Source organism: Brevundimonas sp. UBA2503, assembly GCF_002341485.1.
In the GTDB taxonomy this organism is placed as follows: domain Bacteria; phylum Pseudomonadota; class Alphaproteobacteria; order Caulobacterales; family Caulobacteraceae; genus Brevundimonas; species Brevundimonas halotolerans.
This window is the reverse complement of record NZ_DDOD01000002.1, coordinates 1-14,100: the sequence shown is the minus strand read 5'-3', so window position 1 is coordinate 14,100 and position 14,100 is coordinate 1. Positions and strand designations below refer to the sequence as shown.

The 14,100-nt window shown below is 67.0% G+C and carries 11 protein-coding genes; 3 read left to right on the top strand and 8 right to left on the bottom strand.

Annotation, left to right across the window (positions count from 1 at the left end; translation table 11 throughout):
- Window positions 1–12 precede the first annotated feature (12 nt).
- From B4K74_RS00245 to argB, 4 genes are all read right to left on the bottom strand, one after another.
- Window positions 13–1,242, bottom strand: coding sequence for an NAD-dependent epimerase/dehydratase family protein (locus tag B4K74_RS00245; RefSeq protein ID WP_286691257.1), 1,230 nt, complete (start codon window positions 1,240–1,242; stop codon window positions 13–15).
- A 98-nt stretch (window positions 1,243–1,340) separates the two neighbouring features.
- The gene (dapD, locus tag B4K74_RS00240) at window positions 1,341–2,201 is read right to left on the bottom strand and encodes a 2,3,4,5-tetrahydropyridine-2,6-dicarboxylate N-succinyltransferase (protein ID WP_286691256.1); all 861 of its coding nucleotides are present in this window, start codon (window positions 2,199–2,201) and stop codon (window positions 1,341–1,343) included.
- Entirely contained in the window at window positions 2,198–2,860 is a 663-nt protein-coding gene (locus B4K74_RS00235; RefSeq protein ID WP_286691255.1) for a pyrimidine 5'-nucleotidase, read from the bottom strand. Before B4K74_RS00235 ends, dapD begins: the two co-directional genes overlap by 4 nt.
- Window positions 2,857–3,783 carry an acetylglutamate kinase gene (gene argB, locus B4K74_RS00230; protein ID WP_123286298.1) on the bottom strand — a complete coding sequence of 309 codons (927 nt, stop codon included), beginning with the start codon at window positions 3,781–3,783 and terminating at the stop codon, window positions 2,857–2,859. The genes B4K74_RS00235 and argB overlap by 4 nt, the downstream gene beginning before the upstream one ends.
- A gap of 181 nt (window positions 3,784–3,964) precedes the next feature.
- Here argB and B4K74_RS00225 point away from each other — a divergent pair, with 181 nt between their 5' ends.
- Window positions 3,965–7,954, top strand: coding sequence for a M10 family metallopeptidase C-terminal domain-containing protein (locus tag B4K74_RS00225; protein ID WP_286691254.1), 3,990 nt, complete (start codon window positions 3,965–3,967; stop codon window positions 7,952–7,954).
- A gap of 98 nt (window positions 7,955–8,052) precedes the next feature.
- On the opposite strand, the gene B4K74_RS00220 is transcribed toward B4K74_RS00225, so the two are convergent.
- Window positions 8,053–9,309, bottom strand: coding sequence for an FkbM family methyltransferase (locus B4K74_RS00220; protein WP_123286300.1), 1,257 nt, complete (start codon window positions 9,307–9,309; stop codon window positions 8,053–8,055).
- 177 nt (window positions 9,310–9,486) lie between these two features.
- On the opposite strand from B4K74_RS00220, the gene B4K74_RS00215 reads away from it, so the two are divergent.
- Window positions 9,487–10,347 carry an FkbM family methyltransferase gene (locus B4K74_RS00215; protein ID WP_286691253.1) on the top strand — a complete coding sequence of 287 codons (861 nt, stop codon included), beginning with the start codon at window positions 9,487–9,489 and terminating at the stop codon, window positions 10,345–10,347.
- Window positions 10,348–10,357: 10 nt separating this feature from the next.
- Here the strand turns inward: B4K74_RS00215 and B4K74_RS00210 are convergent, their stop codons facing one another.
- From B4K74_RS00210 to B4K74_RS00200, 3 genes are read right to left on the bottom strand one after another with little or no spacing between them, the layout of a single operon-like run.
- Window positions 10,358–11,041 carry an ABC transporter ATP-binding protein gene (locus tag B4K74_RS00210; protein ID WP_123286302.1) on the bottom strand — a complete coding sequence of 228 codons (684 nt, stop codon included), beginning with the start codon at window positions 11,039–11,041 and terminating at the stop codon, window positions 10,358–10,360.
- Window positions 11,038–12,204 carry a chain-length determining protein gene (locus B4K74_RS00205; RefSeq protein ID WP_286691252.1) on the bottom strand — a complete coding sequence of 389 codons (1,167 nt, stop codon included), beginning with the start codon at window positions 12,202–12,204 and terminating at the stop codon, window positions 11,038–11,040. Before B4K74_RS00205 ends, B4K74_RS00210 begins: the two co-directional genes overlap by 4 nt.
- A 55-nt stretch (window positions 12,205–12,259) precedes the next feature.
- Window positions 12,260–13,066 (bottom strand): ABC transporter permease, encoded by an 807-nt coding sequence (locus B4K74_RS00200; RefSeq protein WP_183211123.1) that lies wholly within the window; start codon window positions 13,064–13,066, stop codon window positions 12,260–12,262.
- Window positions 13,067–13,194: 128 nt separating this feature from the next.
- Between B4K74_RS00200 and B4K74_RS00195 the strand changes: the two genes are divergently transcribed.
- Window positions 13,195–13,875, top strand: coding sequence for a cytidylyltransferase domain-containing protein (locus tag B4K74_RS00195; RefSeq protein WP_286691251.1), 681 nt, complete (start codon window positions 13,195–13,197; stop codon window positions 13,873–13,875).
- Window positions 13,876–14,100 lie beyond the last annotated feature (225 nt).

Below are 14,100 nucleotides of genomic sequence, written 5' to 3'. Positions count from 1 at the left end.
CAGCCGGTCGGATCAGGCCGTGCGCAGATGGGCGGCGGCGGTGGCCGAGACCACGGGCTCGGTCTTGAGCGCCTCGGCCCGACGGGCATTCCAGCTGGAGACACAGGCGATCTTGGAGGTGTCGGCCCGGTCGGCATAGCGGCGGGCGATCTCGGTCACCTCTTCCATCAGGCCGTGGGCGAGGGTGATGGGCTTGAGGCCCAGATCGCGGAACTGGTCATTGGCGACGACCAGTTCGTTCTCGTCGGCTTCCTGCCGCGGATTGGGGACGTTCTGGACCTCGGCCCCGGCCATTTCGGCCACGGTGAGGGCCAGGTCGCGGACCCGGCGGCTCTCGGTCATCTGGTTGAGGATCTTGACCCGGTCGCCGGTTTTGGGCGGGTTGTTGAGCGCCAGCTCGACGCAGCGGACCGTGTCCTGGATGTGGATGAAGGCGCGGGTCTGGCCGCCGGTGCCGTGCACGGTCAGCGGATAGCCGACGGCGGCCTGCATCAGGAAGCGGTTCAGCACGGTGCCGTAGTCGCCGTCATAGTCGAAGCGGTTGATCAGGCGTTCGTCCTGACGGGTTTCCTCGGTCTGGGTGCCCCAGACGATGCCCTGGTGCAGGTCGGTGATCCGGACGCCGTCGTTCTTGGCGTAGAACTGGAACAGCAGGGCGTCCTGGGTCTTGGTCATATGATAGATGGAGCCGGGGTTCGGCGGGAACAGGATTTCCTGCTCGGCCGGGCCGAAGTCGGTCTCGACCGTGACCTTCAGATAGCCCTCGGGGATGCGCAGGCCGGCGGTGGTGTAGCCATAGACACCCATGGTGCCGAGGTGGGCCAGGTGGACGTCCAGCCCACTCTCGACGATGGCGGCCAGCAAATGGTTGGTGGCGTTCAGATTGTTGTCGACGGTGTAGAGCTTGTGCCGGGCCGACTTCATCGAATAGGGGGCGGCCCGCTGTTCGGCGAAGTGGACGACGCTGTCGGGGGCGAAGTCCTTGATCAGGGCAACCAGGCGGTCGAACTCCTTGCCGACCGTCATATTGACGAAGCCGATGTCCTTGCCGGAGACGGCCTTCCAGGCCTCGATCCGTTCGCCCATGGCGCGGATCGGGGTCAGGGACGAGACCTCCAGCTCATTGTCGATGTTCCGGCGCGACAGATTGTCGACGATCGTTACGTCCCAGCCGCGAGCGGACAGATGCAAGGCCGTTGGCCAGCCACAAAAACCATCGCCCCCGAGAACCAGAACTCGCATCGACACATACTCTCCTGCAATCGCGGACCGGGTCCGCCGGGTAATGCCCTAAAGCAAGGGACCGGTGATCCCAAGCCCGAAGGCGTGCGCTGAACGGCTCAGGCGCGCAACAGTTCGTTGACGCCGGTCTTGGCGCGGGTTTGCGCGTCGACCCGCTTGACGATCACGGCGCAGTAGAGGCCGGGACCGCCGTTCGGATCGGGCAGAGTGCCGGGGACGACCACGCTGAAGGCCGGAACCTCGCCGCGGAACACCTCGCCGGTGGCGCGGTCGACGATCTTGGTCGAGGCCGACAGATAGACGCCCATGGCCAGAACCGCGCCCTCGCGGACGATGACGCCCTCGGCCACCTCGGCCCGGGCGCCGATGAAACAGCCGTCCTCGATGATGGTGGGGTTGGCCTGCAGGGGCTCGAGCACCCCGCCGATGCCGGCGCCGCCCGACAGGTGCACATTCTTGCCGATCTGGGCGCAGGAGCCGACGGTGGCCCAGGTGTCGACCATGGTGCCTTCCTCGACCCGGGCGCCGATGTTGACGAAGCTGGGCATCAGCACGACGTCGCGGCCGATGAAGGATCCGTGGCGGGCGACGGCCCCTGGCACGGCGCGGAAGCCGGCGGCCTCGAAGCGGGCGTCGGTCCAGCCGGCCCATTTGACCGGCACCTTGTCCCAGTAAGGCCCGGGGGCCGAATCCGGGGTGCCGGCGCCGGCGTTGGTGGCCAGACCCATGCGGACATTGGGGTTGAGGCGGAAGGACAGCAGCACCGCCTTCTTCAGCCACTGGTGAGTGGTCCAGGCGCCGTCGGCCTCGCGCGAGGCGACGCGCAGGGAGCCGTCGTCGAGACCGGCCAGGGCGTAGTCGACGGCGTCGCGGATCTCGCCGGTGGTGGCGGTGGAGACCGAGGCGCGGTCCTCCCACGCCTGTTCGATCACGGATTTGAAGTGGGCGGGGTCGCTCATGCGGCCTCCTTGAGGGCGGTTTCGGTCAGGAATTCGAGCAGGTCGGGGGTGTGGTGATCGACCCAGTCGCCGATCTCATGGCCATGGCCGTCGCCGACCAGGACGGTGGTCATGCCCAGCGCCTTGGCCGGGGCGAGGTTGCGCGGCGTGTCCTCGAAGAAGACGGCGCCCTCGGCCTCGAGGGCATGGGCGGCCAGAAAGCGGCGGAAGGTGGCGGGCGCGGGCTTGGGCACCAGATCCATGTCCTCGATGGCATGAACGCCCTCGAAGGCGCCGGTGATGCCGATGCGCTCCAGCACGCGGGCGGCGTGATAGCGGGCGCCATTGGTCAGGACGAAGCGGCGGCCGGGCAGGCGGCGCAGCGCGGCGTCCAGATCCGGATTGGGCTCCAGCGAATCCAGCGGCACATCGTGGACCTCGTGGAGAAAGGCCTCGGGGTCGACGGCATAGTTGGCCATCAGCCCGGCCAGGGTGGTGCCATGCTCGTTGAGGAACTGCTTTTGCAGCACGCGGGCCTCGCCCTCGGGCAGGCCGACGGCAGCCATCATGAAGGTGTTGATCCGCTCCTGCACCAGCCGCATGACGCCCTGTTCGCGCGGATACAGGGTGTCGTCCATATCGAAGATCCAGACGCGGGCGCGGGAGAGCTCGACGCTCATTGCGCGCGCACCAGGGTGCCGGCGCCGTGCTCGGTGAACAGTTCGACCAGCATGGCGTGCGGGCGGCGACCGTCGAGGATGACCACGGCCTCGACGCCCTCGCGGATGGCGGCCATGGCGGTCTGGAGCTTGGGGATCATGCCGCCCGAGGCGGTGCCGTCAGCGATCAGGGCCTCGGCCTCGGCGAGGGTCATCTGGCGGATGATCTGGCCGTCCTTGCCCTTGACCCCTTCGACGTCGGTGAGCAGCAGCATGCGTTTGGCGTTCAGGGCGCCGGCGATGGCACCGGCGACCGTGTCTGCATTGACGTTATAGGTCAGCCCGTCCTCGGCTACGCCGATCGGGGCGACGACCGGCACCCAGTCGGCGTCGGATTCAATCAGGCGAGTGATCAGCTTGGCGTCGACGCGGGTCGGTTCGCCGACGAAGCCCAGGTCGACCTCCTGTTCGATCAGGCTGTCGGGGTCGCGCCTGGTGCGGCGTGTGCGCTCGACGGTCAGCAGGCCGGCATCCTTGCCCGACAGACCGACGCCGCGCACATCGGCCTGTTTGCCGGCGACGGTGATCCAGTGGGCGATCTCCTTGTTGACCGCGCCGGACAGGACCATCTCGGCGACCTGCATGGTGTCGGCATCGGTGACGCGCAGGCCGTCGACGAAGCTGGATTTGACGCCCGCCTTGTCCAGCATGGCGCTGATCTGGGGGCCGCCGCCGTGCACCACGACCGGATTCACCCCCATCAGTTTCAGCAGCACGATGTCGGCAGCGAACTGTCTGGCGACCGCCGTCTCGCCCATGGCGTGGCCGCCGTATTTGATGACGACGGTCTGGCGGTCGTAATTCTGGATATAGGGCAGGGCCTCGGCCAGGGTCTTGGCTGTGGTCCAGGCGCGGTCTTCGGATTGGCGTTCGATCTCATCCATGGTGCGGGCTCACTAGATCGGATCGAGGCGGAACGGAAGCAGGGCGTAGCGGCTCGCGGGCGGCGTGTGGCCCGCATACCCCGGTTCACCGTCAGTTGACCGTCACAGCAGCTGTAACGCTTGTCGTCGGGAATTCCTGCAGTAGGGTGCCTGCTGGATATTCACGCGAGGGGCTTTCCCAATGTTCGACTCTCTGTTCACTGGTCGTCAGGCGACCGCGCTTTCGGTCTACGGCGGCACCGGCAATACAGGTCGTTTTGTCGAGGACAGCACCGAAAGCGACGCCTATTCGACCTTCGGCGCCATCTCCAGCTACGGCCTGTGCGGCGGCTGCGGTCGCTTCCACGGCGCCATCGATGTGGGCGATATGGGCGGTGACAGCGGTTATGTGGCAGCTATTTTGAACGGCGATGACCGGGGCGGCTTCGGCGATAATGGCAAGCCCTCGCTGGGACCGATTGACGCGGGCATCCAGCTGACGCGGGCCAATCTGTTCTGGGGCGGCGCTATCGGCACGGGAACGACTGTTACCTTCGCCTTCCGCGCCACCGAGCCCGGCAGTATGCCCAATGGCACGAGCGGGTTCACGCAATTCACCCAGGCCCAGATCACGGCCACCCTGCTGGCGCTGCAGTCCTGGGCGGATGTCGCGGGCATCACCTTCCAGCAGGTGACTGACGGCGGCACCAACTATTCCAACAATGCCACCATCCTGTTCGGGAACTACTCGTCCGGGGCCGACGGGGCGGCGGCATTCGCCTACCTGCCGGGCAACGCCGCGACCTCCGCGGTCCAGGGCGATGTCTGGATCAACAACAGCCTGAGCTACAACGCCACGCCGGTGCTGAACGCCTATGGCTATCAGGTGCTGACCCACGAAATCGGCCACGCCATCGGCCTGCTGCACCCCGCAGACTACAATGCGGGCGCCGGTGTCAGCATCACCTATGCGGCCCATGCCACCTATTTCGAGGACAGCCGCCAGTATTCGCTGATGAGCTATTTCAGCGAGGAGAACACGGGGGGTGACTTCATCCGCTGGGTCGGGAATTCGGGCTTCCGTCAGTATTCCGCCGCGCCCCTGATGGACGACATCGCCGCCGCCCAGCGTCTGTACGGCGCCAATATGACCACGCGCACCGGCGATACGGTCTATGGCTTCAACTCGAATGCCGGCCAGCCCTGGTTCGCGCCGGACGCCAACGGCACGCTGATCTTTGCCGTCTGGGATGCCGGCGGCAACGACACCTTTGACTTTTCGGGCTACGGCACCAACCAGCTGATCGACCTGCGTCAGGCGGCCTTCTCGAACGTCGGGGACTACATCGGCAATGTCTCGATCGCGCTCGGCGCGGTGATCGAGAACGCCATCGGTGGCTCGGGCAATGACATGATCCGCGGCAACTCGGGCAACAACAGCCTGCGCGGCAACGGCGGCAATGACCAGATCGACGGCGGCCTGGGGATCGATACGGTCGTCTTCTCGGGCAACCGCAGCGCCTATACCATCACCTGGAACGGCCAGATCGGGACGGTGGTCGGGCCCGACGGGACCGACACCATCACCAATGTCGAATTCCTGCAGTTCGCCGACCAGACCATCGCCGCCGCACCGACCGGGGGTCTAGTCGTGTCCGGCGACATCACCAGTGAAACCATCAACGGCACGGCGTTCGGCGATGCCATCAATGGCTTGGGCGGCAATGACACGATCAACGGCCTGGCCGGCAATGACACCCTGGACGGCGGCTTTGGCAACGACATCCTGAACGGCGGCGACGGCGACGACATCCTGATCGGCGGCTTTGGCAACGATACGCTGAACGGCGGCAATGGCTATGACATCGCCGACTATTCGACTGCGGTCGGCGGCATCACGATGAACGGCACCTCCGTGACCGGCGCGGCGGGCAACGATACGCTGAACAGCATCGAGGAGGTCATCGGCTCGACCTTCTCGGATAACCTGACCGGAACTGCCGGCAATGATGTGATCCGCGGCGGCGGCGGCGTCGATGTCATCAATGGCGCGGGCGGCAACGACCGCCTGTACGCCGGGGCCCCGGCCGAGGTTGCGGCCCCGGACGTGATCAAGGCCCAGAGCACGGCCAACACCAATATCGGTGCGGCCGTGTCGCTGACGGGCACCTTTGACCTTCTGGAGAATAGCGACATCGTCAATTCGACGACAATCCCTCATTCGACGGTCCGGGCCACGGTGAACGGAGCGGGTCGGGAATTCTACGCCTTCACCGTCGAGGCGGGCGATCAGGTAACGCTGGATATCGATGGCGCCAGTTTCGATACCGTACTCCGGATTCTGGACGTCAACGGGGCGCAGTTGGCCGTCAATGACGACGCCGCGACCCCGGATGGAGCGTCGACCGACTCGGGCCTGACCTTCACCTTCAGCGCGGCCGGAACCTACTATATCGAGGTGTCCCAGTGGGCGGCCGGCGCCGGCGCCTCGCTGGTGACCAGCACCCCGCCTGCCAATGGCACCTATACGCTGCACGTTTCGGTTCCCAGTGCCCCGGCCGTGCCGCTGACCCTGCAGGGTTCGACCCTGGACGGCGGTGAGGGCGATGACGAGCTGTTTGGCGGTGCCGGACCGGACCGGATGTATGGCGGCACCGGCAACGATACCTTCCACGTCGATGGACAGCAGGACATCGTCTTCGAGAATGCGGGTGAGGGCTATGACACGGTCGTGTCGTCGGGCAGCTTCTACCTCTACGACAATATCGAGGCGCTGACGCTGTCGGGCACGGGCAACTTCTTCGGCGTCGGCAATGCGCTGGATAACGTCATGACGGGCAATGCGGGCGAGAACCTGCTTCTGGGCGGTGCGGGCAATGACACCATCCACGGGGGGGCGGGCAATGACAGTCTGTTCGGCGAGGCGGGGAACGACACCCTGCATGGCGGCGCGGGCATCGATTATCTGGTCGGCGGTGCGGGCAATGACGTCCTGTTCGGCGACGGGGATGCGGACGCCCTTTATGGCGAGGACGGCGATGACGTCCTGTGGGGGGGCAGCACCTTCCACACCGACATCCTGGTCGGCGGCGCCGGCAATGACATCCTGCGCGGCGACAGCGGCCTGGCCGACTATGACTTGATGGACGGGGGCTCGGGCGACGACATCTACTGGGTCGACACGGGCGATGATCTGACGTTCGAGGCGGCCGGGGGCGGTAATGACACCGTCTATGCCGATGTGAGGGTCGCCAATGCCGGCGTCTATCTGTACGCCAATGTCGAGAATCTGGTGCTGGTCGGAACCACGGCCTTCGGGGTCGGCAACGAGCTCAACAATCTGATGATCGGCAGCGGCTCGGGCAACTATCTGCTGGGCGGCGCGGGCGATGATGTGCTGGACGGTCGCGGCGGCAATGATGTGCTGTTCGGTGAGGCCGGTAATGATGTGTTCGTCTTCCAGCCCGGCACGGGCGGCGATGTGATCGGCGACTTCACGATCGGCCAGGACCGGATCGACCTCAAGGCCTTCGGCTTTGCCAACTTCGCCGATCTGGCGGTCAACTTCAGCCAGGTCGGAGCCGACGGGGCCATCAATCTGGGCAATGGCGACTTCATCGTCCTGCACGGGGTGACCATGGCCAATCTGACGGCGGCCGACTTCATCTTCCCGGGACAGGCCTCTCCGGCCGATGCCCTGGCGGGGATCCTCGCCGCCGACGATGCGCGCTTCGCGGCGCCCGCGCCGGCGCCGACCGAGGGCGAGACCGGGGCCGGGCCGCAGGTCCTGCCGTCGGCGCCCGGAGACCTCGTCTTCGACGGCAAGGCGATCGGGCCCCAGGTCCTGCCGGGTCTTGCGGAAGATGACTTCATCATCCCGTCGAAGGACGTCGCCGGGCCGCAGGTCCAGCCGACGGCCGGGGCCGGTCCGGAGACGAAGGATGCCGTCGGACCCCAGGTCCTGCCGGGCCTAGGCGAGGATGACTTCATCCTTGGCAAGGGGGCTCTCGACACGACCCCGCAGGTGCTACCCGGTGCGGACGAACTGGCCGACACCGATGCCCTGCCCGACGGGGTCGCCCTCAAGATGGCGATCTGGGCCGAGCAGGGGCACAACCTCTTCCTGCCCGACACCCCGGGTGCCGAGCCGGTCGACCCCCTCAACCCGAACCACGACTGGGGCTGGGCCTAGGGACACCCGAGGCGGCCCGGTCGCACCGGGCCGCCTCCCCCGTCCCTCTGCGGGGGATCAATCGCGGCGGCGGCTCTCGGCCCGGTGCGATCCACCGATCAGGCGATCGAACCCCCGGGCGGGGGTTTGCGCGACATGACGACATCGCAGGAGCTGAGCGTCGCCATGCCGGCGGCCGGGATCTCCAGCAGGGTCGAGTCGAACTGGATCCGCCAGAAGCGGAAGCCCATGCCGGACAGCCAGGCCACATAGTCGGGCACATCGGTCCGTGAGCCCATCTGGATGATGTCCCATTCCATGATGACGACGATGTCCCGGCGCTTCAGCAGCCGTTTGGCGCCGCGCAGGATGAGCGGCTCGGAGCCCTCGGCATCCATACGGATCAGGCGTACGTCCTGATCGGCCTCATCATCCAGTCGGGCGGCGGGCACGGTGATCAGCCGGCTGTCAGTGCCGAGGCCACTGGGGTCCGTCGAGAGCGTACCGCCACCCGCGTTGCGCCGGGATACGCCAAAACTCAGCTCCCCCGGGGCATCAGCCGCCGCCTTGGCCACCAGTCGCGCGCGTCCGGCGTAGCCATTGAACTTGATGGAGCGCTCTACGAGCCCCGCGAGGTCCGGATTGGCCTCAAAGCTGAGCAGGCTGCCCTCCTCGCCGATCAGACGGGCCATGGCCAGGGTGTAGACGCCGAAATTGGCCCCGACCTCGATGATGTGATCCCCAGGCCGGACCAGATCGCAAACGGCCTTGTGGATCCAGGACTCCCAGTATCCGCGCGCGATCAGGTGGGCGCCAACCGCTTCATCCAGCGGATCCACATAGACGAAATGGCCGTCGGTCAGCCGCGCAATGCCCATGTCTGCGCTGATCGGGAAATAGCGCTGGGTCTCGACGGGGGCGGGGAGGACGGTGACGGGCACCGGCTCGGGTTCGGGCTCGGGTTCGGGCTCAGGTTCGGGCGCAGGATCGGGATCCGTTTCCGGCTCGCGCGCGGGCGCGGGCATCTCAATGGGTTCAAGCTCGGGCCCGGCAGGAGCGGTGGGGACCTCGACGACGTCCTCGGGCTCTTCCGGGAAGACCTCCATGGGCGTGGCGAACACCCGGCGCACGAGGGCGGGTGTCCAGACGCGGGCGCCGCGGACCGGGCCCCTGCTGAAAGGGACGCGGGACCGGGTCGTCGTCTCGACGTCCGGCGCGGGGCCGAATGGCAGGGATTCCCGAGCCTGCAGGGCCGCCGTCCAGATGCGACGCGTACGGGCCACCCGGCGCGGCGCGCGAACCGTCAGGATGCGGCGCTCCATGTCGGCTCCGAGCACGAGGGCACGAAGTTTCTGCAAGATGGACTGGATCAGCATTCTAACCCCTGAGCGGCGGTCTCCGCCCCGTCGGGGGCAGAGCTAGCAGAGCCCGATGGCCAGAGCCAGCCGGGCAGAACGCCTCCCTGCCCCGACCGGGACGGGCCGCAAAGGTTGCGTCCTGAAGGGGTTGGCCGCATGAGACGGACGTCAGTCTTTTCAGCCCAGGACATGGTTGTGGAACCCGCGTCGTCGCCCGAACTGAATCTCCTCGGCCACAATGAGCTTTTGACGGTCGATCGCTGGGCATTGGAGCGGCGCAGCCGGGCGCTGGCCAAGGCTGTCTATCTGGGTGACGGCGTGATGCTGTGCCGCGCCATGGGCCGCTACAAGATGTTCCTGACCGCCCGCGATGTCGGCTTTACGCCGCATCTGCTGATGGACGGCATATGGGAGCCGTGGATGACGCCGATCCTGGCGCAACGGATCAAACCGGGCATGAGGGTTGTCGATGCCGGAGCGAACCACGGCTATTTCACCCTGTTGCTGGCGGATATGGTCGGGCCCGAGGGGCGCGTGGCCGCCATTGAACCTCATCCCCATACGGCCGAGCTGTTGCGCCGGACGGTCGGCGTCAACGGATTCGGCGACCGGACCACCGTGTTCGAGCAGGCGGTCGGCGCCCATGACGACAAGATGCTGACCTTCGAGATGCGCGAGGATGACCCCAAGAACGCGCGCGTTGTCGGCGACGAGCGAGCCGATCATGCCGGCATGACCCGGGTCCGGAGTGGCCGGCTGGACACCCTGTTGGCAGAGTGGCCCAAGGTCGACTTCCTCAAGATCGACGTGGAGGGGGCAGAGGAGGCCGTGCTGGAGGGGGCCTGGCCGTTGATCATCCGCGACCGGCCCGAGATCCTGCTGGAGTTCAACCACGCCCGCTGTTCGGACCCGCTGGGGCTGCTGGAGCGGCTGGTCGGAGTTTATCAGCGACTGCGGACGGTGACCTTTGACAGCCAGCTGGTGCCTGTGACCCGCGCCCAGCTACTGGACAAGGATCAGCCGGAAGACTGGATGCTGTGGCTGTCGCGGCGCTGAGGCGCGCCTCTCAAGCCGCCCTCAGGAAGCCATAGGCCTCGACGGCCTCATGGACATTGTCATAGAGGCGCGCCTGACCGCCCTCGAGGATCAGGGCACGGTCGCATTCGCGCTCGACCAGATGGGTGTCGTGCGAGGCCATGATGAAGGCGCGGTCGGCGCGGCGGGCGAACAGCTCCTCGCGGCATTTGTCCTGGAAGCGGGCGTCGCCGACGGCCACGACTTCGTCGATCAGATAGCAGTCAAACTCGATGGCCAGCGACAGGCCGAAGGCGAGCCGCGCGCGCATGCCCGAGGAATAGTGTTTGACCGGCTGTTTCAGGGCGCTGCCCAGTTCGGCGAAGTCATCGACGCGGGCCAGCAGATGGTCGAATTCGCGCTCATACAGCCGGGCGAGGAAGCGGATGTTGTCGAGACCCGACAGACTGCCCTGAAAACCGCCGCCGAAGCCGATCGGCCAGGAGGCGGGCATGCGCCAGCGGACCTGACCGGCGGTCGGGCGCAGCACGCCGCCCAGCACCTTGATCAGGGTCGACTTGCCCTGGCCGTTGCGGCCCAGCAGCGCCAGCCGACCGGTGCGCGACAGGCTGAAGTCGACATCGGCAAAGACCGGCGTGCGGCCGGGGGCCCAGGCCTTGGCCAGTCCGGTGACGATCAGACCCGGATCGTTCGGAGGGGCAGACCCGTCCGTCATCCCTGTTGCCGGTGCTCACGCAGGCCCGACCAGACCAGCCAGCCGACGCCGTACAGCAACAGGCTGCCGATCAGGACGATCAGGATCGACAGCCACCGGCGCGGCAGGATCGCCTCATCGGCGAGGCTGGGGCTGACCACGCGCTGCAGATAGAGGGCCTGACGCCGGGCGTCGCGCTCGGCGGCGAGCAGGGCGGCGGTGGCCTCGGACAGTTGGCGGTCGGCCAGTTCGCGTTCCAGCACCAGATCCTCATAGGCGCTGACGGCGGGTACCAGGGAGGAGGCCGCGCCGGCCAGTTTGGAGCGTTCGGCCGAAATCTGGCGCTCATAGGCGGCGATGCGGTTGTCGAGGCTGGGCAGTTGCGGGCTTTGCGGCGCCTCGGCGGCCAGCTGGGCCCGTTCGGCGCGCAGGCCGGCCAGCGTCGCCGACAGTTCACCGATCAGGCCGGCGCCTTCGGCCGCGACCATGGACGGGTCGATGAAGCGCTCGCGGTTGCGGAAGGCGACCAGCCGGCGCTGGGCTTCGCTGAGCCGCTCGCGGGCTTCGTCGCGGGACGTTTCGGCCTGGGTGACCGCATCGGCGACCGAGCGGGCGTTCAGCCGGTTGACCAGACCCTCGCCGCCGGTCAGCAGGGCCTCGGCCAGACGTTTCGCGTCGGCGGGATGATAGGCCTCGACGCGGAGGATGCTGATACCGGTGGTGGCGTCATAGCCGACGGTGACAAAGCGCTGGTAGCCCTTGTAGAGGCCCTCGCGGCTACGGCTTTCCCAGGGGCGGGGCCAGCGCGAGAAAATGTCGGCTCCGGGCGGTCCCAGCAGGCGCGACAGGTCCAGCGATCGGTCCAGTTCGGCCACCGCATCGCGCGACCGCATGTAGTCATGGACCGCGAAGGCATCGGTCTGGGTGGCGCTGAGGCCGACGCCCTGCAGGGTCAGGCCGAGGGCATCGGGCTGGGCCTGTCCGGCCTGACGGACGATGAAGCGCGCCTCGGACACATAGCGGGGCGAGGCGATCAGCAGGAAATAGAAGGCCGCCAGCAGGGTCGGCAGGATGACGCAGATCAGGAAAGGCCACGACGGCGCCCAGCGGGGCAGGTCGGGTAGACGCGGGCGCTGCCGGAACGACAGACGGTCACGGGGGAATTCCGGCACGGGATCAGTCATGACGCGACTGATAACCCGCGAAGGCCGAACAGGCTATCGGTTCGGAGCGTCGCGATCACTCGGCCTCGATCCGGTCGCGGGCCCCGGCGATCAGAAGGAGGCCAAGCAGGTTGAGAACCAGACCCCAGCCGAGGGCATAGAGGCCGTCGTAGTGGGTTTCGACAAAGGGGCCGAAGACCCCCGCCCGGATCATCTCGACCGCATGCGGCAGGGGGATCAGCAGATAGGCGTCGCGCCAGACGGGCGGCACCCAGGAGGCCATGAAGAAGGCCCCCGACATGGGGATCAGGGCATAGGTCAGCAGCGGCACGATCCGCTCCATGAAGGCAAACCGCTGGGCCAGCGCGCTGAAGATCAGAGCCAGCCCCAGGCCGAGGAAGGCCAGCAGCAACCAGCCGCCGAACACCAGGCTCCAGTCGTGCGGGGGGGAGACCTCGCCGAGGAACCCCAACAACAGATAGACGACCATGAAGGCAGCCGTAGTGCCGAGGAATTCGAGGGCGTTCCGCGCCGCATAGAGGTGCAGGACCGCGATCGTCCGGTGGTGCAGCAGGCCGGTGTTCGCCTGAAGCGCCGACAGGCTGAAGCTGATCTGATGGCGGAGCAGCAGCAGGGCCATATAGCCGGTCATGACCATGGGCCCCAGCCGGATGCCGTGCTCATATTCTGGCCGGATCAGGTTCCACATCAGCACCACGCCGAGGCAGAAGACCAGGGGCTCGCCGATCACCCACAGAAACCCCAGTCCCTCGCGGCCATAGCGGGTGATCAGTTCGCGCAGCATCAGGGCCCGCACGATCGACAGGTGCCTGAGGGGGCCGATCTGGCGCGGCAGGGCCGACGAGGGCGGGGTGGCGGACATGGCGGCAGGATAGGCGGTGGCGGCGGGTAAGCAAGAACCGGGCGCGCAAGACGGATACTGTTAACCGTCCATAAGCCGGCGGGCCCTCACATGGGACCGCGGCGAACGGGCGACGCGCGGAGGGTGCCATGATCGGCGACAGGCGGGTGATCGGCATTATCCCGGCCCGGGCGGGGTCCCGACGCATGATCGGCAAGAACACCCGGATGCTGGCCGGACGACCGATGATCGGCTGGACGCTGGCGGCGGCCCAGGCCTCGCAGGTGCTGGACCGGATCGTGGTGTCCAGCGACGACCCGGCGGTGCTGGATCTGGCGGCCAGGATGGGCTGCCCCGCACCGTTTGTGCGCCCGGCCGCCCTGTCAGGTCCGGAGGCGTCGGTGATTGACGCGGTCGAACATGCCCTGGGCGAGGTGGGCGGGGTCTGGGACTATGTCGTACTGCTGCAACCGACCTCGCCACTGCGCCGCGCCACAGATATTGATGCGGCTGTGGCCCTCGCCGAGCAAAGCGGCGCGCCCACCGTGATCAGCGTCTCACCCCTGTCCAAGCCCGCCGCCTTTCACGTGCAGATGCAAGAGGGGGGTCGGCTCCAGTCACCGCCAGACACTCTGGCGGACACGTTTGTGGTCAATGGCGCCGTCTATGTGGCCCGGCCTGAGCGGTTATCGCACGAGCGGACCTTCCGGCCGGAAGGGGCACTGGGCTATGTGATGCCGGTCGAGTGCGGCTGGGATGTCGATACCGCCGATGAGTTCGCGGCCTGCGAGGCCCGGCTACGTGCGGATTCAGGCGCTCAGGCGACCTGAAGCTGTATCTTCGGTATCACGCTGCCACAGTTTAGGCGCTTTTGGAGTCAGATCAGCCTCGACCTGCGCTGCGGGCGCTGTTATTAGAACCGCGAGGCGGCGTGTCCGTCGCATATTTCAACGAAGGCTGCGGAGGGCATTCACCGATGCGTGTTAAGAGTTTTATCCTGGCGTCCAGCGCCGCTGCGGCGCTTGCCCTGGGTGCAGGTGCGGCTTCGGCTGAGC